Genomic DNA, 21,067 nt, shown 5'->3' with positions numbered 1-21,067 from the left:
CTGTGGCGGCACGTTTTTATAAAGCGGCAACAAGAATCTTTGTTTGCGCCCAAGGCGCAAACACCACCTTTTTTATTATTTCTTATTTATTCTTTATTATTTAAACAACTGCCTTACCGCTGCCGTCTGCCTAAAAACAGGTAGTATCCCGCCCAGTCCAGCTTGCCGAAAAGCCACGATTTTCCGTGGAATTTAGAGCAGTACAGGGCGTTCAGCAAAAGGCGGCTGCGCCACAGGCAGGGCAGGTAATAGGGCGAATAGCTTTTTTCGGCCTTCAGGGTGTGCAAAAGTGTGCGCAGCCACGGTTCGCGCAGGACCTCGGCCATTTTGCGGCGGCGCGCGGCGGGGGCAGCGGGGTCGCGGTGCAGGATATCGGCCGCACCCTCGGCGTAGACGCGCAGCTCGGCGCGGTGCAGGGGGCGCAGATCCTCGGCGGGGGCGTGCAGCGCCTCGGCCATGGCGTTCAGCTTGCTGAAATGCTGCACCCACACGGGGCAGTAATCGGTGTGATATCGGTGCGAAAGCGAACCGCCGCAGCTGCAATCGTAAAAGGTCAGCGGCGCGGTCAGCTGCCGAAAATGCCACTGCGGCTGCTGTGTTTGCAGCAGGGCAACATAGTCCAGTACAAACTGTAGATCCTCGCCCAAAGTAAACGCTTTGTTGAATTGCAGCGCCTGCGCGAACGCCGTGCGGTAGAGCTTGTTCCACGGCATGGCCAGGTAACAGTCCTGCCAAAGGCGGGCCAGCGCGGCAGGGGGCAGCGGGCCGCCTGCCTGGGTTACGGGCGCGGGGTCGGCGGCATCGGTGGTGTGGTTCCACACCACAAAGGCATCGGGGTCGGCGCGCTGGGCGGCCAGTGCGGTTTGCAGGGCGTCGGGGCGCAGGGCGTCATCGGAGTCTAAAAATACCAGAAACTCGCTGTCGGCCAGCGCCATGCCGTTGTTGCGCGCCGCCGAAACGCCCAGATCTTCCTGATGCAGCACCCGCACACGGGGGTCCCTGGCGGCCCAGGCGTCGCACAGTGTGCCGCTGTTGTCGGGGCTGCCGTCGTTGACCAGCACACATTGCAGCCCGCCCGGCACCTGTTGGCTTAAAATGCTTTGTACACATCGGTCCAGCGTGGCGGCGGCCTTGTACACGGGCACGACCACACAGACGGCGGCTTGGCTCATGATGCGGCTCCTTTCTGCAAAACGGTGTGCACCAGCGCGACAAAATCGCGGTAGTAATTTTCGGGCGAATACTGCTGTGCGGCGGCGGCACCTGCGGCGGCCATGGCGGCGCGGCGGGCGGCATCGCCCCGCAGGGCGGTGATGCCCTCGGCAAGGTTGCGGGGCAAATTTGGCGTAATATCGACAAAATACGGCGAGGCGGCGCGGATGTATTCCGGCATGCCGCCGCTGCGGGTTGCCAGCAGCGGCAGCCCGCAGGCCATCGCTTCCACGGGCACAAGGCCGGCCGGCTCCTGCCAGGTGCTGGGCACACAGGCCAGATCGGCCAGGCGGTAGTAGGCGGGCAGCTCCTCGTTGGGGATAAAGCCCGTAAACCGCACACGGTCGCCCAAGGCGGCCGCGCGGGTCTGCAGTGCCTGCAAAAAGGGGCTGTCGGCGGTTTTGGCAAAAAACGGGCTGCCGATGATCAGCAGCTTTACGGTGGGGTCATCCAGCAGCGCCAAAGCCTCCAGCAACTCGGCAATGCCTTTTTCGGGCTGCAGGCGGCCGCAGAACACAACGACAAAATCCGTTGCGGCAAAGCCGAAACGCGCGCGCAGCGCATCATCGCGCGGGGCGGGGCAAAAGCGCGCCGTGTCGATGCAGTTGCGCAGCACATAGGCGTTTTGCGGCGGCAGCGCGGAGTTTTGCAGATAGCGGTCGCGCACAAAATCGCTGATGGCCGCCACGCCCCCAAAGATTCGGTCAACCGTGGGGGAGCCGCTTGTTTCGCCGTGCAGATGCGCCAGCGTGCGCGAGCGCCCGAAATACCGGCTGATTGCGCTGACCTGCAGCAGGTCGCCCCCCTCGGCAAAAACGAGGTTGGGATGTATTTTTTGGCGTATCAGCGTCAGTAACAGCGCCTGATACCACGGCTGCCACGGCGGCGGGGCCACGCCCAAAAGCCGCTGCACTGCGTTTAGCGGCAGCCAGCGGCGGCGGCCCGGCGGTACGGGCAGATAGAGCATATGGTTGTGCTGCCAGTTTGCGGCGGCAGCCATGGCGGCGGCATCGGGTATGCAGGCGCAGTACAGCTCCAGTTCGCCGCGGCGCTCGTTTTCGCGCAGCAGGTGGGTCAGCAGGGTTTCCACCGCGCCGCCCTGCACGGCGGGCACGGGGAGAGCCGGCGGCGGAACCAGCAGCACACGGGGGCGTTCGGGTACGGTGTACGGCATGGGTCAGTCCTTTTTAAGTGGGCAAAGGCTTTCGGCGCTCATCATGCTCCAGCGCGCGGCGCTCAGCTTGTCCGACATCTTCATGGCGCGGCAGTTGGGCAGATAGTCCAAAAGGCCCTGCATCACAAACTGCTGTTTGCTGATGGCCTTGACCATTTCGGGCGTGGGGTTGCGGCGAATCTGGCCGCACAGGCACATATAACGCCGCCAGCAGCCCGCGTAGGCCGCATCGATCAATTCGGGCGCGGTGTCTTTTTCGACATAAAAGCGGTAGCGATCCACCAGGCCGTCCACGGCGTCAAAACTCTCCGGCCGCAGACCGGACAGCATAATGCTGCCGTTGCGGTTGCGGTAGTTGTACAAAACCTTGTCCACGCATACGACCTTGTCGCAGCGCCAGAACAGACGGTGCGCCACAAAGTCGTCCTCGTGCAGGCGGCCTTCGGGGTAGTGCAGCAGCTTCCACACCTCAGCGCGGTAGAGCTTGTTCCAGGCAACCGTGTAGACGATGCCGTCGGGGGAGAAAAAGTCCTGCAGCAGTTCCTTGCCGCAGAAAACCCCCTCGGCCACGGGGCGAAAGACTTCCTTCTGCCCGTAGGAGGAACCGTCCTCCTGCACTCGTTCCAGTGCGCAGAGGGACATGTAGGCGTCGTTTTCCTCGCAGGCGTCGTAGAGCGTCTGCAAAAAGCCGGGGCAGATGCGGTCATCGGCGTCCACAAAGGCATAGTAACGCCCCTGTGCGGCATCAATGCCGGTGTTGCGGGCCGCCGACAGCCCGGCGTTTTGCTTGTGAATGACCTTGACGCGGGGATCTTTGGCGGCAAAGGCATCGCAGACCTCGGCACAGCCGTCGGTGGAGCCGTCGTCGATCAGAAGTACCTCAAAGGGTACGTTGATCTGCTGATCCAGAATGGAGTTGACGCACTCGGTCAGCCAGGGCTTTACATTATAAATGGGTACGACCACGCTGATCTCAAAACGATCCATGGCTGATTTCCCCTCCTTAGTACAATACTGTTATTTACAGTATACACGAAATTACAGAAAAAGGGTAGAAGATTTGTGAATTTCCCGCAAATTTTACCGAGGCAGACAGCGCAGCAGAATACTGCGGCGGGACCTGGCGGGCTGGGCGGGCGCTGCGGGGGTGCGCACAAGCGGCTGTTGCAGCAGGGCCAGGCGCACAGGCTGCGGCAGGGCGGTCAGGGGCAGGGGCGTACCGCTGCCGAACTGCGTCTGCAGGGCGGTCTCGCGCCGATACAGCTTGCCCCCGGCGCGGCAAAGGTCGGGGAAGAGTGCGGCGTCGGGCACGGCGGTGTACAGTCGGCACAGGCCGTCCCCGGCGGGGGCGCGGCCGCCCACGGCAAACTGCCCCGCACAGACATCGGCGCGGCAGGCCAGCAGGTGGGTCAGCAGCGCGGCGACGGCATCGGGGCAAAGGGTGTCGCCGGCGTCCAGAAACAGCAGGTAGTCGCCCTGCGCCGCATCCAGGGCGGCGGCGGCCGGGTCGGCGTTCGGCGCGGTCTGTACGGTGCGCACCTCAGGATGGGCGGCGCAGAAATCCCGCAGAGGGGCAGGGATCGTGCTGCCCGCCGCCAGAATTTCCAGCGGACGCCAGGTTTGTGCCAACGCCGACAGCACGGCGGGCTTGGCGGCCGTGCCGGGGTGCAGGGGCAAAAGTATGCTGACCAGAGGGGCACTCATAGAAAGTCCTTTCGTTTCGGGGACGATGTGTCGGGGATTACAGAAAACGCTGCTTGGCCATGGTGTACGCGGCCAGAAAACCGGGCAGACGGCAGGCAAGACCCAGACGGTAAGGCAGGGACAGCAGACGGTGGGGGTCATTCCGCAGGCGTGTGCGCAGTGCGGCGCGGGCGTCGGGGTCGGATAAAATTTCGGCAAACAGGGCACGGCGCTCGGCAAAGGGCATCGTGCCGCGGCAGCCCGTCAGCAGACCGTATTGGTTCAGGCAGGAGTTCAGGCGGCTGGTTTTTATGTAGGGCGCGGGGTCGATGCCGTTTTGGCGCAAAAGACGCGCCAGTTCCGGGCGGGTAATTGCTTCTGCCTGCAAAAGATCTCCGCGCAGGCGGCGGGACAGGCTGCCCTGCTGCCCGTCATGCTGGCAGTAATAGCAGCCCTGCAAAAAGTACATAGCGCTGTTCTTTTGCAGGAATTGCAGGTTGAACAGAACGTCCTCGTTGATTTTCAGCGCCTCGTGAAAGCGCAGCGTGCCGATGTCGCGGCGGCGGTAGAGCTTTGCCCAAGGGGAGGACAGCACCCCCAGTTCAAACAGCAGGGAAGAAAATGCTGTGCCCAGGGCGGGCAAATCGGCAAAACACCCCACGGGCATCTGCCCGACAGAGGTAAGGCCGGAATCGGCGCGAAAACCAAACAGCACCATGCCGCAGTCCGGCGGCACGTCGGCTGCGTTCAGCTCCTGCCACAGGCCGGGAAACAGCTCGTCGTCGGCGTCCGCAAACATCAGCCAATCGACGTTGGGCACGGCGTCCAGCCCTGTGTTGCGGGCGGCGGAGGCCCCGCCGTTGGGGCGCTGCAGCACACGGATGCGCTTATCCTGCGCGGCCAGGGCACGGCAGACCGAAAGGGTATCGTCCCCGCTGCCGTCATCGACTAAAATCAGCTGCAAATCGGACGGTGCACCGTCTAAAACGGTGTGCACAAGGCGCGGCAGCGTGTCGGCACAGCGGTAGCAGGGCACAACGACGGCTGTGTTGGTAAGCGTCATCGGCACACCCCCGTGATATCCGCGTAAATCTTCCACAGCGTCAGGGCGTTGACGCGCGGGTCATGGGTTTTCAGGGCGCGGGCGCGGGCGGCCTGCCCCAGCGCGGCGCCGCCGTCAGGGCTTTGCAGCACCCGCAGAATGGCGGCAGAAAGGGCGTCGGCGTCGGTGGACTTGCCGTAGATCAGCCCCTCGCGCTCATCGGTGAGCATATCGGGGATGCCCCCCGCGTTGCTGACCACGCAGGGCATGCCCAGCAGCATCGCTTCGCCCAGGCTGTTGGGACTGTTTTCGCAGTTGGAGGGCAGCACAAACACATCGGCGTCCAGGTAGGCCTGGCGCATGGCGTCGGCGTCCAGCGGGCCTAAGTAGCGGATATGCCCGGCCACGCCAAGCTGCTTGGCCAAACGGCGGCAGTACGCCTTGTAGGGGAACAGCCCATCGGTCACGGGGCGCAGCAGCGGGCCTTTGTCCAGCGGCGGCCAGCCCGCAATGTGCAGCCGTGCGCAGGGGTAGACCTTGAGCACGGCGGGCAGGGCTTGTATCAGGGTGTGCAGATTTTTGATGGGGTAGTTGCCCTGCGGCAAAAACAGGATGGGCGCAGCGGCGGCGCGGGGCTGCCACAGCGTACCGCTGTAAAAGCAGGGGCGCAGGGTTTCGTTGCAGGGGTAATAGCGCGCGTTGTGGTTGACCTCGTTGACGGCCAGCCAGTCATAATCCGTGCGGCCCGTCACATAGTTGGCCCGCACCAAAAGGCCGGTTTCGGCGTCGGCCAGGCGGTAAAACCGTTCCTGCGTGTCGTCCACCAGCTCGCCGGGAATCAGCTTGTCCACCCAGTGCCACAGCCTGGGCGAGTGCCGCACCTTTTCGGGCAGACCGTCGCAAAGGTGGTCTGCGTAGCGGCGCATAAGCCCCTGCATACTGAACAGCACGGGGGTGCGGCGCTTGGCGGCGGCGCGCTGCATGGCGGTCGCTGCGGGGTACTCGGTACCCCAGATATGGACAAGGTCGGGTTTTACGGCCGCCAGAAATGCGGGCAGGTCGGCATCCTTGGGCAGCACACAGTAGGTGACGCCGTCGTGGGTGCCGGTCAGGCTTTTGCGCCCGTTTATGCAAAGCACGGTCAGCTGCAATTCGCTGACGGGGCGCAGGGCGTTCAGCTGCCCTGTCAGCCAGCCGCCGCCGATTTCGCCGCCCTTCAGCCCGCAGGCCTGGGCTGCCTGCGGCAGGATGCTGCCGACGAGCCAAAGTACCTTCATAAAGACTCCTCCATGCCGTTTACCAGTTTTTGCGCCGTAACGTCGGGGGTGTAATCGGGGTAGAGGGCGGCGGCCTCGGCATAAGGGATGCGTTTGCCGCGCGTTTGTGCCAGCCAGCTGCGCAGGGTCTCAACGGTTTCCGGCGTTACACCGTCCTTTTGGTGCAGGACCAGCGCCAGCGGGTAGGACGCCAAAAACGGAAGCAGCGGGTCACTGTCGCTGGCGGCTAGGTGCAGAATCGGCTTGCCGCTGCCCAAAAAGGCAAAGAGCTTGCTGGGCATCTGCTCGTCCCGCGTGTTGCCGAGGTTCAAAAGAACGTCGGCGTCCTGCTCCAGCGCGGCGGCCTCGGCGGGGGGCAGCGGGCCGGGCAGCACCAGACGGCTGCCCAAAACCTGCCCGGCGGCCTTGGTCGCGGCCGAAAACGGCTTCCAGCCGCGTCCGGCCATCGTCAGGGTCAGTTCGGGGTCATTGAGCGCGGCAAACAACGCCAGCGCAAAATTCGGCTCCCGCAGGGCGGGATACAGGCTGCCGCAAAAGGTGCAGCGCAGCCCCTCGTGCGGGGCGGGGTCGGGCATGGGCACCAGTGCGGGAAAGCCCAGCACCCGCATCTTGCCGCGCACCTCGTACAGCGGCGCGCCCTCGGCGTAGTCGCGCAGGGCGGTGGGGGCAATGTACACGCGGTGCATGGCGTCGATCAGCTGCTTTTCCCGCGCAAAGCCGCCCGGTGCCGTATAGCCGCTCTGCCCGGCGTAGGGGTCCATCTGCCACAGCAGCTTTTTGGCGGTAATGCGCGCTTTTTCCAGCGCAAAGGCGGTGCGGTAGGGCGCACAGACGCAGACGACCGCATCATAGGCCTTGGCGGCGCAAAGGCGCTCGATGTATTTTTTGGCGGCGGTGGTGCGGCGGGGGCGGTGCAGTGCCAGCTGCAAAACGGCGGCGCGGGCGGCCAGGGGGTGGCAGGCCAGCTTGGCCAGACGCTTGGGCACGGGGGTGCCGCCCTTGGCGCCGTATTCCAGAATGTCGTTCATCAGGCGTTCGTCGGGGAACGCCAACAGCGTGCGGGTGCACCCGGCGGGGGCGTCGGGCAGGGGGGACGTGCCGTCCCACAGCTCCAGAATATCCACACCGTGGCCCTGCTGCTGCAGGGCTTCCACCGTGCGGTAGGCCAGGGCCACATCGACGCTTGCGGGGTTTTCGACACGGTCGGTCACAAATAAAAATTCCATTATTGACGATCCTTCAAGTATTTTCGGCATAGCTTGCGCCACAGCTTGGGGCAGCGCACGGTGGCTATGGCGGCCAGGCGCATCACAAACGGCAGGCGGGGGTTGCGCCCCAGGCGGCGATCCTTCAGGCCGCTGCTGATGGCGATCAGCATCTCCCCGTACTGCACGCGGTACAGCTCGGTATTTTCGCGGCGCAGGATCATGCTGGTCAGGTAGACGAGCTTTTCGTAGTAAAAGGCGTCGGCGCTCTGCTGCAGTTCAGGCCACTGCGCGGGCACACTTTCGCGGATGCGCAGTGCCGCGGTGCGCTGGTCGTCCAGGCTTTGGGGCGGAAGGGCGTGGCTCATGCTGGCGGTGTGCTGGCGGTACAGATAGCCGTCAAACGGCAGGTAGACGCAGCCCTTGGCCGGCAGAAAAATACGCCAGTTGGCCATAAGGTCTTCATTATATAATATGTCGTTTTCCAGCAGGTTTTCCAGCGGCAGGTCGGCGCTGTACAGCTTGTTCCAAACACCGAAATCCATGCCGTGGTTGTGCAGCAGCGCGTCCAGATGGTCGGGCGCATGGTAGAGGGTGGTTTTTGCGGTCAGCGGGGCGGGGGCGGGCACGGCGTCGTCGGTAAACAGCACACGGCGGCAGCAGGCGATGGGCATACCGGACTCGGTCGCGGCGCGGTGCAGCTCGGCCAGAAATTCGGGGTGCAGCAGGTCGTCGGCATCGCAGAAGGCGAACCACCGCGGGTGGTAGGCGCGGGCGGCCAGCACACCGCCGGTGCGGGCGGCGCAAAGGCCGCCGTTAGGCTTGTGCACCACGGTAAAGCGGCCGTCGCAGGCGGCGATATCATCGCACAGGGCGGGGGTCTCGTCGGTGGAGCCGTCGTCCACCAGAACGCAGAGAAAGTCCGTAAAGCTCTGGGCGGTGATGGAATCCACGCAGGCGGAAAGATACTTCGCGCCGTTGTATACGGGGACGATCACGGCGATTTCCGGGGTGCTCATGGCGTGACCTCCTTGTAACGGCGCAGGTAAAAGTCTTGCAAAAATTCGGCGGTGCAGCGTATATCATACCCCGCAGCACGCGCCTTTTGCGGGGCGTCGGCATCGCGGGCAAAGCTCGCCCCGCTTATGGCGCTGACCCAGGCCGCATCGTCGTTCAGCGGCAAAAAGTGCAGCCGGTCGGTAAAGGCGGCGTCGGGGTCGACGGTGTCGGACACAAAGCAGGGCAGCCCGGCACACTGTGCCTCCACCAACACCACGGGCAGCCCCTCAAACAGGCTGGGCAGCACAAAGGCGTCCATGGCGTTGTACAGGGCGGGCACATCGCTGCGCACCCCCGCATAGATGACGTTGCGGCCAAGGTTTAATTCCTGCGACAAATCGTGGATTTTTTCAATATAGTCAAGCTCGCCCCCGCCGATGAGCACCAGCCGCATACGCGGGTCCTGCGCGCGCAGTGCGGCAAACATTTTCAGCAGGCCGGGGTGGTTTTTCTGGGCCGAAAACCGCCCGACGTGGCCCAGCAGAATTTCATCGTCGGCCACGCCCAGCTCCTTGCGCAGGCGGGCGCGGCAGGCAGGGTCGGGGGCAAAGCGGGCCGTGTCAATGCCGTTGTGCACCACGGTAAAGGGGTCGCGGCCAAACAGCATCTCGCCGGAGCGTCGGCTGCAGGCAAAGCGGTCGGTCAGCCCTGCGCTGAAACGGCTGCTCATCAGCTTGTCCAGCGTGCCCACAAGGTTCGGCTCATACGCGGTGTTGTGGCTGTGGCCCGCCCGCACGGGGATGCCCGCTTTTTGGGCGGCGGGGTTGTAAAACATGCCAAAGCCGCTGTAATGCCCGTGCAGGATGCGCCATTCGGGGTGGGCGGCAAACAGCCGGCGCAGATCGCGCAGGTAGCGGGGCAGGTTATTGTCCTGCCGGACAGAGGTTTTATAGATGCGCCCGCCCAGGCGGGTGATTTCTTCGTCAAAAAAGCACGGCTTATCGTAATGATACAAAAAGTCGAACTGCACCTTGTCACGGTCGATGGTGCGGTAAACGTTCATGACAAAGGTTTCCATGCCGCCGGCGTCCATGGCGGGCATGACCTGTAAAACGCGGATCGGTGCCATTTGTTGCCCTCCTTTTGTGTACATTTATAGATATTACTAGTATACACGTTTTTGCGGCGCTGCGCAAGAGTCTGGTGCAAGGCAGGGCGGGCGGTCATTTTTTGGTTTGCCCCTTGCGCAATGCGCCGAAAAGGAGTATTATAACTATAGGTATACACCCTTGTACAGAAACCCGCGCCTGTGCGGGAGCCAACATATAAAGGAGAATTCTATGCGTTACTGCAAAAAATGTACCATGCCCGACACCCGACCCGGCATTACCTTTGATGCCGAGGGCGTGTGCAGCGCCTGCCGCCACTATGAGAACCGCAAAAATGTGGACTGGGATGCCCGCTTCAAGGAGTTTGAGGCCTACTGCAACAAGTACCGCGGCATGAACGGCCCCGGCGGATACGACTGCGCTGTGGCTGTTTCCGGCGGCAAGGACAGCCACTTCCAGGTCTGGATGCTGAAAGAGGTCATGCACATGAACCCCATCCTCTTCAGCGTTGAGGATAACTTCCCCATGACGCAGGCCGGCATCCACAACCTGAAAAACATCAGCGAGGAATTCGGCTGCACCATCATCTCCTGCAAGCCCAACATCAAGGTGCAGAAAGTTCTGATGCGCAAATTTTTTGAAAAGTACGGCAAGCCGACCTGGTACGTCGACCGCCTGATCTACACCTTCCCGCTGCACATGGCGGCCAAGTTCAACACCCCCATGCTCTGCTACGGCGAAAACGTCAGCTTTGAGTACGGCGGCAACGCCGACAAGGAGACCTACTCCGCCATGGATCAGATCGAAAACGGCGTCGCCGTGGGTATGCCCATGGAAGAGCTGCTGGGTGACGGCGTGACCGAAAACGACCTGAGCCTGACCCTGGCCCCCAGTGCCGAGGAACGCGCCAAGCTCGACCCGTTCTACATGAGCTACTTTGTGCCCTGGAACAGCTACAAGAACTACCAGATCGCCAAGGCACACGGTTTCCACGACCTGACCCACGAGTGGGACCGCACCCACCACGCCGAGAATTTCGACCAGATCGATTCCCGCGCGTATCTGGTGCACAGCTGGCTGAAGTACCCCAAGTTCGGCCACGCTGCCGCCACCGACTACACCGCCCGCTACATCCGCTACGGTATGATGACCCGCGAGGAGGCCGTGCGCATCATCAAGGAGCGCGACGGCAAGCTGGACCCGCTCTGCGTGCGCGATTTCTGCGACTTCTGCGGCTACACCGAGACCGAGTTCTGGCGCATTATGGACAAGTTCTACAACCGCGACCTGTTTGAAAAGAACGACTGCGGCGAGTGGCAGCTCAAGCACCCCATCTGGGAGGAAAACAAGTAATGGTTCGCCATGTGATTTTGTGGAAGCTCAAGGACATGCCCGACGCCGAAAAAGCCGCCGTCAAGGCGGGCATCAAGGCCGGGCTGGAGGGGCTGGCCGGGCAGATCCCGGGCCTGCTGGAGGTGCACGTCTACACCGACGCGCTGCCCAGCTCTGCCAATGCCGACCTGATGCTGGACACCGTTTTTGCCGACGAGGCCGCCCTGAAGGGGTACTCTGTGCATCCGGCGCACGTTGCCGTGGCCAACGGCAAGGTACGCCCCTACACCGCTGTGCGCACCTGCCTGGATTTTACGGTGTAACGGGAGCGACCGTATGAAAAAACGAACCTTGGCGGTCTTGGTGCTGCTGCTTTTGTGGGCGACATTCGGCGTGACGCTGTGGCTGGCGCGCTCGGCACCGGCACCCCGGCCGGAACCCGGCCCGACCCCCACGGTACAACGGTTCTGAAAATTCCCGCCTGTTGCAGGGACTTTGCAGGGAGGGGCTGCGGCCTCTCCCTGCTTTTTATGCAAAGGAGAGTACATCTGTGTTCGACTGCATCTTAGAAAATGCGATGAAAAACAGAACCGCTTTGATCGACAGCGGAATTGAGGGGTAAGTTATGCGTCTGCCGAAAAAACTGCATCCCTGCCCGCCGGGGGCACTGGCGGCCAACACAGCCGCGTTGGCGGCGCTGGTGTGGCTGCCGCTGTACATGCCGTGCGGCTATGTGGGGCTGGTTCAACATAAGTTTGCGCTGCTGCTGGTCATTGTGCTGTGCGCGTCGGCGGGGGCGCTGGTAAGCTGGGGGTACAGTGCGCTGCACGGCCGCCGCCGCAAGCCGGAGCACCCGTCGCTAAGCTGGCTGCCCCTGCCGCTTTTGTGTGTGGATTACGCTGTGGCGTGGCTTTTTGCCGAAAACCGCCATACGGCGCTGTGGGGCCGCGCGGGGCGGTACAATGGTCTGGTGCTGCTTTTGGCGTGTACGGCGCTGTATTTTACCGTGCGGCTGTTTGCGGGCGGCCTGCCCGCAGGATGGTTTTGCCGCGGGCTGGCCTACACGGGCTGCGGCATTACGCTGCTTTGCTGGCTGAATGTCTTTCTGTGCGACCCGCTGGACGCCTACTACACCTTTTTGCCCGACAAGGGCGGGCTGTTTTTGGGCACGGTGGGCAACACGAACTTTTACGGCGCGTTTTTGTGCCTGTGTTTGCCGGTTTGCGTGTGGGAGCTGCTGCATGCCGATACCCGCCGCCGCACGGTCGGCTGGCTGGCTGCCTCGGTGCTGACCGCCACGGGTCTGACGGCTGCCGGGTGCGATGCCGCCTGGCTGGGCTGCGGCTGTGCCGCGGCGCTTTTGTGCCTGCAAAAGGACCTGCAAAACCGTCAGCTGGCGCGGCTTACGGCGGCGCTGGCTGTGTTCGGTGCGGCCAACGCGGCGGCAGGTCTGGCGGGGCGGCTGCTGCCCATGCGCGAGGAATGGCGCACGGTGTCCGCCGTGGTCACAAGCCCCCTGCCGGCTTTGGGCGGTGTGATGGTTTTTGCCGTGCTTACGATGCTTTTGCGCCGTACCCGCCGCACGGCGCGCCGTGCCGTGCCCGCGGTGATCGGGGCTGCTGCGGCGCTGGGTGTGCTGACGGTCGTGCTGGCCAACCGAACGAACCTGCTGCCCGCCGAGCTGTGCGAAGCCCTGCGCTTTTGCGACACCTGGGGCAGTGGGCGCGGCTATGTGTGGCGGCGCAGCTGGGAGATCTGGCGCGATGATATCACGCTGTTTCAGCGGCTGTTCGGCCTGGGCGGCGAGGGCTGCTACGAGCACCTTGTGCCCGATGCGGGCACGGTGCAGCTGATGCGCGAATTAAGCGGAGACGTCATGGATTCGCCCCACAACGTGTATTTGCAGCATCTGCTTTGCGGCGGTGCGGTGGGGCTGGCCCTGTGGGCTGTGTTTTTGGCACAGCATATCCGCCGCGGGCTGAAAAGCTGCCCCGCCGCCGCGGCGGCTCTGCTGGGCTACGCCGTGCAGGCGGTGTTCAGCATCGACATGCCCGCCGTGCTGGCGCCTGTGTTTGTGCTGGCTGCGCTGTGCACGCTGCCCAAACCGCTGGCCCGCCGCGGCGAGTGGCGCACCCTGGCGGCCCTGGCGGCGCTGGCCTTGCCCGCCGCATGGCTGGCGGATGCTCTGGCACAGCGGCTTTGAAAAGCGGATAGGGGAATTGTGCACGCTATCAGCGTGTCAAAAAACCACATTCCCGGTCTATGAAATGTGTAGGGGCGACCATCGGTCGCCCGTCAACTTGGCGCAGCATCGCGTTTTCCGGGGTGGTTTTCTTACAAGGTAAACGGGCACGGGCGAGCAATGCTCGCCCCTACTGGAGTGGTAATTCTAAAGATTTACTTTTAATTTTAATGGACTGGTAGGGGCGGGGCACGCCCCGCCCGCGACCATATACTATAATGAATCTAATGGGTTGGCTTGTAGGGGCGGCATATATGCCGCCCGCCGCAGCCGTCCCGATAATGCGGTATAACGGGTAAACCGCACGGGACGCATATATGCGTCCCCTACAAACTCACCGAATGTTCACAATATTCCCATTAAGTTTTTCGACAGTCTGCGGCGGTCGGGGCGTGCCCTGGCCGCCGATATTTTGTGCATTTTCTGTGAAAATCCGTGAAGAATTTGTAACATTTTTACATTGACTTTCGTGACAAAAAAGGATAGAATGTATTTGTTTAAATCCTCACAAGAAATTATGCACTTGTGCAAAAAGTGAAAGGGAGTAAAAAAACATGAAAAAACTCGTTTCTATGATTTGCGCTGTGGCCTTGGCTGCCGTTTGCGCCGTTTCTGCCTTTGCGGCAGGCACCCCGGGCGAAGTTGCCAAAGAACTGGCTGCCAAGGAGACTTGGACTGATGCCGATTTCAACACCTACCAGGAAATGGTAAAGGCTATTGACGGTGCTGCCGTTATCAACCCTGACATGGTGTACGCTTACAATCGTGCCTGGAATTATACCTTTATTAATGGCAGTCCTTACAATAGTTACTATGAGGAAGCTGAAGTGGAGGGAAAAACGACCAACAGCGTCAATGTCAGCACTTTTAGCAACGAGGACGGGCTTCAGATTAAGGACGTTGCTTTTGCGCCCGTTGAAGGCAAGGCAGATACCTACACCCTGACGGCTAACTTTGTTAAGGCTGACGGCACTACCCCTGCAGCCAGTCCCCTCGGTTTCTTGGTCTGCTTTTGCCTTGATGTGACTGATAACGACACCTACCAGTTGCTGTACACCAATGCTGACGGTTCCACCACTACGATCAACACCGTTTCTAGTGTTTACAATAATCAGTACGTCATCGTACGCGCCTGGGTTCCCCACTTCTCTACCTACACGCTGGTAGCCAGCAAGAAACCTGCTCCTACTCCTGCCCCCAGCGCTACCCCCGCACCTACTGCTACCCCCGCACCTACCGCTGCTCCTGCACCTACCGCTGCTCCTGCAGCCACTGTTGCTCCGGCTCCTGCCGCTGCTCCCGCTGCCCCCATCAAGGCTACCGGCGCTGACATGAGCGCTGCCGCACTGGTGGTTGCCCTGGGTATCGCTGCCTCCGTGGGCGGTGCCGCTTACCTGACCAAGAAGAACGGCCTGGGCAAATAATCCCAAGAAACGTAACGGTGTTGTGTTATGAAAGACAAACCTTTTGACGCTGCACCAAAGCACAAAATCAGCAAGGGAAAGAATCTGTTTCTTTCCCTTGTTTTTTGTGTTTTGGCGGTTTGCGCGGTGCTTGTGATTTTTCGCTATCCCGCTGTAACGCTGCAAAACACGGCGTCGGCATCGGGGGCACCGACACAGGCCACCCCTGCCCCCACGCAGACGCCCGAACCCTCGCCCGAAGCGCAGGAACCCGCGCGCGAGGTCGTCGACCTGGCGGATCTCGGCGGTTACCCCGTCAAGGGCAAGGCTTACGGCACACTGAAAATCTCCGGCACGTCGGTGGACTGCGCGCTCTACTACGGCGACGACGACCCCGAACTGAACGCGGGCGCGGGCACCTACCCCGAAACCTGCATCCCCGGTGAGGACGGCACCATTCTGGTGGCAGGGCACACGGGCACATATTTTCGGGATTTCGGCAGCATTGAGGTGGGCGCCGACATAGAAATTGAAACCTACTACGGTACCTATCACTACGAGGTCACGGGTATGCAGCCCGCCCTGGCCACCGATACCACGGCCTACGACCTGACCGCCACGCCGGAAAATATTATCCTGTACACCTGCTATCCGCTGGGGCAGGTCGCGCATACGGATTGGCGCTACTTTGTCTACGGCAAGCTGACAAGCGGCCCCTTGCTGGCAGAGGTGCAGCCATGACGCGCCGTCGGCAGCAGGCCGACCTGCTGTCGGCTGTACTGCAGGCGGTGGGGTGCATCTGCGCCGTGCTGCTGGCGGTGTCGGCAGGGGTCAGCCTGACGCTGCTGCGGCAGGGGCACTTTGCGGCCTGCCTGCAAAGCAGCGGCTACACGGCCTATGTGCAGCAACTTTTGCGGCAGGAGTGCGGCGGCTATGCCCGCTTTTACGACCTGCCGGAGGAACCGCTGGACGAACTTTTGACTGTGGAAACGGTCACTGACGGTATTCTGCGCCGCGCCGATGCCCTGTGGCACGGCAAAACGCAGGAAGAAAACCCCATGGACGGTCTGGCCGAAACCTACGAATGGCAGGTGCAGGACGTCAGCGGAACGCTGTCGGAACGGCTGGGCATGCAGGAGGCCTGTTCGGCTGCCTGGAATGCGGCGGTGGTTACGCCGTTTTCGGCCGCGCTGGGGGCTGTGCTGCAATACCGCAGCCAGTTGGCGGTCATTAACTGGGTGTGCGCGCTGGTGCTGGCGGGCATTTTGGCCGAGCTGTACCTGCTGGCCCCCGGCTGGGTGACGATGGCCGCCGCGCTGCTGCGCATGGCGGCCGCTACCGCCGGCGCGGGGCTGGTGGTGTCCGCCGTGGCCGCTGCCCAACCCTGGTTGGCTGCCGTGGCCGAAACCGACCCCGGCCGTCCGCTGCTGGCCTGCTGGGTGGCCGCCCTGCCCGCCGCCATCCTGCTGTGCGCGGGGGCGGTTGCCGCCGCCATGGCCGCCGCCGCCGTGGTGTGCTGCCGATTGAAGCTGGCAGGACGCAGCAAAAAAAGAAGCAAACCGTAAGATGTACGCAAAAACGCCCTGTGCCGTGGCACAGGGTCAGACTGTTGAAAAACTCTTGTAGTTGTCCATTAAAACTAAAACTTCATCTTTTTCGGCAGGTTTGTAGGGGACGCATATATGCGTCCCGTGCGGTTTACCCGTTATACCGCATTATCGGGACGGCTGCGGCGGGCGGCATATATGCCGCCCCTACAAGCCACCCCATACTATTCATTATAGTGTAGGGTCGCGGGCGGGGCATGCCCCGCCCCTACATATTCAATAGACAAGGAATGTGCTTTTTCTATAAGCTGAAAAACACCCTGTGCCGTGGCACAGGGTGTTTTGGTTGTTATTCCTTGGGCAGCTGGGGCAGGATGTACTGCAAAAACGCCTCCCCGGCGGGGGGCATCGTTTTGCCGCAGGCCAGGCCGATCTCTACCGTCTGGGGAGGGTCCAGCGGCAAAAAGCGGATGGCACTGTCCCCCGCGCGGCAGTTCACGTTGTTGTTGGTCGTGATGCCCAGCCCCGCCGCGACCATGGCGTAGGTGGCGTCAATGTCCATGCTCTGGTACTGGGTGTTGGGGTGGATGCCGCAGCGCTCAAACATGCGGGCGTTGTCGTTGTCCTGCCCGGCAAAGGTGTCGATGAACGGCTCGGTTTCCAGGGCTTTCAGCGGTACGGTCTTTTGCTTGGCCAGCGGGTGCGCCGCAGGGACCATGGCCATCATCGGGTCGTTGCACAGGGGGTACCAGTCGTGGCCGCCCTCGCGCGCCGAGATGATGCAGAAATCCAGCCGATGCTGCATCAGCATGTCGTGCAGCTGCGAACTGCTGCCGTTGACCATGCAGAACTGCACGCCGGGGTGCTTTTGGCGGAACCCTTGCGTGACGGTGCTGATCCAGCGGTAGTAGCAGCTGTACGCCGTGCCGATGACGATGGTGCCGTACTCGGCCCCTTTGATGCGGGCGGCGGTTTGCTCGACACGTTCCTGCGCAAATAAAAGCTCGCGCACGGCGGGCATCAGTTTTTCACATTCTGCCGTGGGTTTTACGCCGGTCTTGGCGCGGTACAGCAGCGAAAAGCCCAGCTCGGCCTCCAGCGTGGCCACGCTGCGGCTGATGCCCGAAACGGTATAGCCCATCTGTTCGGCGGCACCGCGCAGGCTGCCCGAATCAATGGCCTTGCATAAAATCTGCCAGCGTTCTGTATCCATAAAATCGGTTCACTTTCTGATTGAGAAATTTGCAACACAAGGTTGCCTATTTAACTATAAAGCATAGTTGAAAAAAAGTCAAGTCGTTACGACAGAATGACCCGTAATTTTCGTGTTGCCATTGGGTCGCGGGCGGGGTGACCCCACCCCGCCGGGGAAATGGGCGGCAGCCGCAAAACGACAAGGAGGGGTCAAGACCCCTCCCTACGAACCATCGGATGACAAGCGGTTATAGGCAAAGCACTTATTTCCGGCAGGCTTGTAGGGGACGCATATATGCGTCCCGTGGGGTTTGCCCGTTAGTTCGCATTACCGGGACGGCTGCAACGGGCGGCATTTATGCCGCCCCTACGGAGTACCCGTTGCGTTGTTGCAGCCGTAAGGCCGCGGGCGGGGCATGCCCCGCCCCTGCAAATTGCCCGCATTGTCGGTGCTGCCGCCCCCCAAAAAAACAGCAAAACAAAAAGGGGCCTTGCGGCCCCTTGATTTTGGTATCAGCGCTTGATGTCGTAGTTCATGTTCATCAGGTTGCGGATGCTGTCCACGTCGTCGGTAATGTTGGCGTCGCCGTGGATGGTGTGCTTGATGGCGCTGGACGCCACGGCAAAGTTGACCATATCCATGGGCTTGTAATTGTGCATCATGGCGTAGATCAAACCGCTGGCAAAGGCGTCGCCGCCGCCCACGCGGTCCAGAATATTAAAGGTGAACAGCTTGCTCTCAAAGGTGTGATCCTCGTACCAGAGGAAGGCTTTCAGGCTGTTTTCGCTGCCGGAATGGGCGTAGCGCACATGGCGGGCGATGCACTTGATGTTGGGGTAGCGCTCCACAAAACGGTGGAAGATCTCGTCCTGCTGCTCGTAGCTGGGCTGCAGGGGCACGCCGTCCTTCCAGTCGCCCTGGCTGTGGTCGTCCTCGTCCTTCCACAGGTGGTACGGCTCAATGCCGAACAGCACGTCCACATAGGGCAGGCACTGCGTGCAGTAGTCGCGGGCTTCCTCCCACGTCCACAGGCTGGAACGGAAGTTGCCGTCAAAGCTGACGGTCAGACCCATTTCCTTGGCCTTTTTCAGGCAGCGCAGGATGAAATCTGCACAATTTTTGTTCAGCGCGGGGGTGATGCCGGACAGGTGCAGCCAGTCAAAGCCCTCAAACAGGGCGTCCAGATCGACCTTGGACAGGTCGTACTCGGTCAGGGCGCTGTGCATACGGTCGTAAATGACCTTGCTGGGACGGATGCCGTAGCCGGTCTCCAGGTAGTAGGTGCCAAGGCGGTGGCTGGGGGTTTCCTCCTTGGAGGAAAGGATCATCGGCGTGCAGTGTACGTCGTTGCAGCGCAGCCAGCGCACGGCGCTTTTGCCCAGAGAGTTGTTGGGCACGACGCTGAAAAACGTCGAATCTACGCCGAGGTTTGCCAGCGCCAGCGCAATGTTGGCCTCGCTGCCGCCGTAGCTGGCCTCAAACGAGGAGGTCATGCGGATCTTTTCGTAGTTGGGCGGGGTCAGGCGCAGCATGACCTCACCGATGGTGATGAACTTCTGCGGGCTGGTGGTGTTCATTAAGATGGGATTGGCGTGTTCCATAAAACGACCCTCCGTGCAATGGGGGGCAGACCCCCGTATTTTGTCAATTCCATTGTACGGCAAAGCGGGTGGGATTGCAAGACAAAAATTGCGCGGTTGCGACTTTGGGCAATTTCGCCGTGGTTTGCGGGGAAAAGGGCAAAATAGATAATAGATAAAAGATAAAAGATAAAAGATAAAAGATAATGGTTGCTGCTGCTTGGGCAGCCGACTTCCATGCAGACTTATTCATTCGCCGGAAAATAAACAAGAACAAGCCTCAGTTACACCTTACTTTTGTTATGTGGCGTATAATTTTCAATTTGTCAGTCAAAAAAGTTTTTGGCCTGTTCTTTGACAACGATACTATGTTTTTTATCCGGCGCTCAGTAATTGATTTGCATAGAGGCTAAGCCTCTCACACGGTTCGTATTTAGCCTTATATCCTACGCCGTTGATTATGACAAAGGGATTGAATGCTGTAATTTTTTCCTGGGTTCCATCAGCCATTGTTAGCGTGAACAAGACCGTTTGACCGCAATAGTCGGTATATGAATTATCTTCATTATAGATAGTAACCTCGCTGAGATATGAAACAAGTTCTTCTACATCTGTAATTTGGACTGTCTCATCGGGCGGAAGGAAAGAGACTGTCGCGGAAACAATATCGGAGGCTTTCAAATCTTTATAAGGCATTTTCCCTCTCGAAATAATCACGACCACCGTTAGAACGATGATTGCAACGGCCATAGTGATAGCTATTTTCTTTCTCATGCGGACAATCCTTTCGAAATATATCACGGCAATTTAGACAGGCAATCTGCCCAGCAACAATTAACTTAAAAGGGAGAGCGATAAAAGATAATAAACAAGGTGGCTTCGCCGACAGCTTGTAGAAAAAGTCAGTTCCCTACAAACCAACCGAAAGTTCGCAATCATCCGGTTGGTTTTTTCGACAGCCTTCCCTTACTCCGCCGCAAAAATGACGTACTCGCCGTCAATTTCCACTTCCACGGTGCCGTCGGCGGCAAATTGGTAGCCGTACCCTGTGCCGAAGTTGCTCTGCCCGTCCTCGGTGGGCAGGGCGTCCGCGTCGGTCGTGTCGGAGATCACGCCGTCGGGGGTGCCGCAGCGGTATTCCATGTCGCTGACGGTGCCGGTGTCGTAGTAGAGAACCCCATCGATGCGCACGGCGCGGCGGGTGGCGGAGGCAGCGGCGCAAACACCGTCCTCGCCGTTGTCGGCGCCGTAGGTGCTTTCGAGATTTCGATCCTCCAGCATGGCAGCTTCGGCGGGGGCGGCGCTGCCGCAGCGGAACATCTTGCTGCCAAACCCCACCATGCCGATGGCCAGGCAGGCGCAGGCGGCTATCGACACGAGCGGCCGCCAATACACCGCCGGTTTACGGCGCTGCGGGGCGTCGGCCTGCAAAATCAGGTCATCGTCCACATGGCCGATGGCGTCAAACAACTGGCGCTCTGTCATAAGGCTACACCCCTTTCCTGTAAGTAAGCGGCCAGCTTGCCGCGGGTCCGGTGCAGGGTCACCCGCACCTTGGCGTCGGTCACGCCGCAGCGGGCGGCGATGTCGGCGGTGGCGTCACAGTACCAGTACCGTCGCAGAAAAATCGTGCGCGTCTGCGCGGGCAGGGTGCGCAAAAAATCGCTGATCAGCCGCCCTGTCTCGGCGGCGTCAAAGGCATCCTCCACGCGGTCGGGCGCAGCCAGACACTCTGCCAGCTCGTCCAGCGAAGCACAGCTCTGCCCGCCGCCGCGCTTTTGCGCCCGGCTGCCGTCCAGCCTGTCCAGCGCCAGGTTGCGGGTGATGCGTCCCAGGTAGGGCGCCAGCCGGTCGGGGCGGTTGTCGGGCATGCTGTTCCACGCGGCCAGCCAGGTGTCGTTTTCGCACTCCTCGGCGTCGTGGGCGCTGTGCAGGATGTTGTCGGCAATTTTGCGGCAGTACGCGCCGAATTTGGCGGCCGTCTCGCCGATGGCCTGCTCGTCGCGCGCCCAGTACAGCGCCACAATGGCTTTATCGTCCATGGAGAAACCTCCTTGCTACTTATAA

At 61.1% G+C, this 21,067-nt stretch carries 21 protein-coding genes; 7 read left to right on the top strand and 14 right to left on the bottom strand.

Annotated features, from left to right (window positions below; all coding sequences use genetic code 11):
• Nucleotides 1-113: 113 nt before the first annotated feature.
• The 9 genes from Q0I19_RS08475 to Q0I19_RS08435 form a co-directional block, all read right to left on the bottom strand.
• Nucleotides 114-1,172, bottom strand: coding sequence for a glycosyltransferase family 2 protein (locus tag Q0I19_RS08475; protein WP_294761364.1), 1,059 nt, complete (start codon nucleotides 1,170-1,172; stop codon nucleotides 114-116).
• The gene (locus tag Q0I19_RS08470) at nucleotides 1,169-2,386 is read right to left on the bottom strand and encodes a glycosyltransferase family 4 protein (RefSeq protein ID WP_294761367.1); all 1,218 of its coding nucleotides are present in this window, start codon (nucleotides 2,384-2,386) and stop codon (nucleotides 1,169-1,171) included. Before Q0I19_RS08470 ends, Q0I19_RS08475 begins: the two co-directional genes overlap by 4 nt.
• 3 nt (nucleotides 2,387-2,389) lie before the next feature.
• Nucleotides 2,390-3,373: a glycosyltransferase gene (locus Q0I19_RS08465; protein WP_294761369.1), complete on the bottom strand. Its 984-nt coding sequence runs from the start codon at nucleotides 3,371-3,373 to the stop codon at nucleotides 2,390-2,392.
• 93 nt (nucleotides 3,374-3,466) lie between these two features.
• The gene (locus Q0I19_RS08460) at nucleotides 3,467-4,090 is read right to left on the bottom strand and encodes a glycosyltransferase (RefSeq protein WP_294761372.1); all 624 of its coding nucleotides are present in this window, start codon (nucleotides 4,088-4,090) and stop codon (nucleotides 3,467-3,469) included.
• A gap of 37 nt (nucleotides 4,091-4,127) precedes the next feature.
• Nucleotides 4,128-5,132: a glycosyltransferase family 2 protein gene (locus Q0I19_RS08455; protein WP_294761376.1), complete on the bottom strand. Its 1,005-nt coding sequence runs from the start codon at nucleotides 5,130-5,132 to the stop codon at nucleotides 4,128-4,130.
• A complete protein-coding gene (locus Q0I19_RS08450; RefSeq protein WP_294761379.1) occupies nucleotides 5,129-6,388 on the bottom strand; it encodes a glycosyltransferase family 4 protein in 1,260 nt (419 codons plus the stop codon). The genes Q0I19_RS08455 and Q0I19_RS08450 overlap by 4 nt, the downstream gene beginning before the upstream one ends.
• Nucleotides 6,385-7,614: a hypothetical protein gene (locus tag Q0I19_RS08445; RefSeq protein WP_294761382.1), complete on the bottom strand. Its 1,230-nt coding sequence runs from the start codon at nucleotides 7,612-7,614 to the stop codon at nucleotides 6,385-6,387. Before Q0I19_RS08445 ends, Q0I19_RS08450 begins: the two co-directional genes overlap by 4 nt.
• Nucleotides 7,614-8,612, bottom strand: coding sequence for a glycosyltransferase family 2 protein (locus Q0I19_RS08440; RefSeq protein WP_294761385.1), 999 nt, complete (start codon nucleotides 8,610-8,612; stop codon nucleotides 7,614-7,616). The genes Q0I19_RS08445 and Q0I19_RS08440 overlap by 1 nt, the downstream gene beginning before the upstream one ends.
• Complete coding sequence (locus Q0I19_RS08435; RefSeq protein WP_294761387.1) at nucleotides 8,609-9,721, bottom strand: glycosyltransferase; 1,113 nt, start codon at nucleotides 9,719-9,721, stop codon at nucleotides 8,609-8,611. The genes Q0I19_RS08440 and Q0I19_RS08435 overlap by 4 nt, the downstream gene beginning before the upstream one ends.
• Before the next feature lie 211 nt (nucleotides 9,722-9,932).
• Here Q0I19_RS08435 and Q0I19_RS08430 point away from each other — a divergent pair, with 211 nt between their 5' ends.
• From Q0I19_RS08430 to Q0I19_RS08400, 7 genes are all read left to right on the top strand, one after another.
• Complete coding sequence (locus Q0I19_RS08430) at nucleotides 9,933-11,054, top strand: N-acetyl sugar amidotransferase (RefSeq protein ID WP_294761390.1); 1,122 nt, start codon at nucleotides 9,933-9,935, stop codon at nucleotides 11,052-11,054.
• Complete coding sequence (locus tag Q0I19_RS08425) at nucleotides 11,054-11,356, top strand: Dabb family protein (protein ID WP_294761393.1); 303 nt, start codon at nucleotides 11,054-11,056, stop codon at nucleotides 11,354-11,356. The genes Q0I19_RS08430 and Q0I19_RS08425 overlap by 1 nt, the downstream gene beginning before the upstream one ends.
• A 13-nt stretch (nucleotides 11,357-11,369) precedes the next feature.
• Nucleotides 11,370-11,504, top strand: coding sequence for a hypothetical protein (locus tag Q0I19_RS08420; RefSeq protein ID WP_294761396.1), 135 nt, complete (start codon nucleotides 11,370-11,372; stop codon nucleotides 11,502-11,504).
• Between the two features lie 154 nt (nucleotides 11,505-11,658).
• Nucleotides 11,659-13,236: an O-antigen ligase family protein gene (locus Q0I19_RS08415; protein ID WP_294761399.1), complete on the top strand. Its 1,578-nt coding sequence runs from the start codon at nucleotides 11,659-11,661 to the stop codon at nucleotides 13,234-13,236.
• Between the two features lie 593 nt (nucleotides 13,237-13,829).
• A complete protein-coding gene (locus Q0I19_RS08410; RefSeq protein ID WP_294761401.1) occupies nucleotides 13,830-14,699 on the top strand; it encodes a hypothetical protein in 870 nt (289 codons plus the stop codon).
• A 132-nt stretch (nucleotides 14,700-14,831) separates the two neighbouring features.
• Nucleotides 14,832-15,419: a class D sortase gene (locus Q0I19_RS08405; RefSeq protein ID WP_294761402.1), complete on the top strand. Its 588-nt coding sequence runs from the start codon at nucleotides 14,832-14,834 to the stop codon at nucleotides 15,417-15,419.
• On the top strand, nucleotides 15,416-16,243 hold the full coding sequence (locus Q0I19_RS08400) for a hypothetical protein (RefSeq protein WP_294761405.1): 828 nt from the start codon (nucleotides 15,416-15,418) through the stop codon (nucleotides 16,241-16,243). The genes Q0I19_RS08405 and Q0I19_RS08400 overlap by 4 nt, the downstream gene beginning before the upstream one ends.
• 331 nt (nucleotides 16,244-16,574) lie before the next feature.
• On the opposite strand, the gene Q0I19_RS08395 is transcribed toward Q0I19_RS08400, so the two are convergent.
• The 5 genes from Q0I19_RS08395 to Q0I19_RS08375 form a co-directional block, all read right to left on the bottom strand.
• On the bottom strand, nucleotides 16,575-17,438 hold the full coding sequence (locus Q0I19_RS08395; RefSeq protein ID WP_294761408.1) for a LysR family transcriptional regulator: 864 nt from the start codon (nucleotides 17,436-17,438) through the stop codon (nucleotides 16,575-16,577).
• A gap of 494 nt (nucleotides 17,439-17,932) precedes the next feature.
• Nucleotides 17,933-19,021 (bottom strand): sugar kinase, encoded by a 1,089-nt coding sequence (locus tag Q0I19_RS08390; protein ID WP_294761410.1) that lies wholly within the window; start codon nucleotides 19,019-19,021, stop codon nucleotides 17,933-17,935.
• Between the two features lie 354 nt (nucleotides 19,022-19,375).
• Complete coding sequence (locus Q0I19_RS08385; RefSeq protein ID WP_294761412.1) at nucleotides 19,376-19,774, bottom strand: hypothetical protein; 399 nt, start codon at nucleotides 19,772-19,774, stop codon at nucleotides 19,376-19,378.
• Nucleotides 19,775-19,966: 192 nt separating this feature from the next.
• A complete protein-coding gene (locus tag Q0I19_RS08380) occupies nucleotides 19,967-20,485 on the bottom strand; it encodes a hypothetical protein (protein WP_294761415.1) in 519 nt (172 codons plus the stop codon).
• Complete coding sequence (locus tag Q0I19_RS08375; RefSeq protein WP_294761417.1) at nucleotides 20,482-21,042, bottom strand: sigma-70 family RNA polymerase sigma factor; 561 nt, start codon at nucleotides 21,040-21,042, stop codon at nucleotides 20,482-20,484. Before Q0I19_RS08375 ends, Q0I19_RS08380 begins: the two co-directional genes overlap by 4 nt.
• Nucleotides 21,043-21,067: the final 25 nt, after the last annotated feature.

The sequence above is a fragment of the uncultured Gemmiger sp. genome (genome assembly GCF_934561205.1).
Lineage (GTDB): Bacteria > Bacillota > Clostridia > Oscillospirales > Ruminococcaceae > Gemmiger.
Note: the sequence above shows the minus strand (reverse complement) of the source record. Positions and strands in the feature narration are given on the sequence as shown.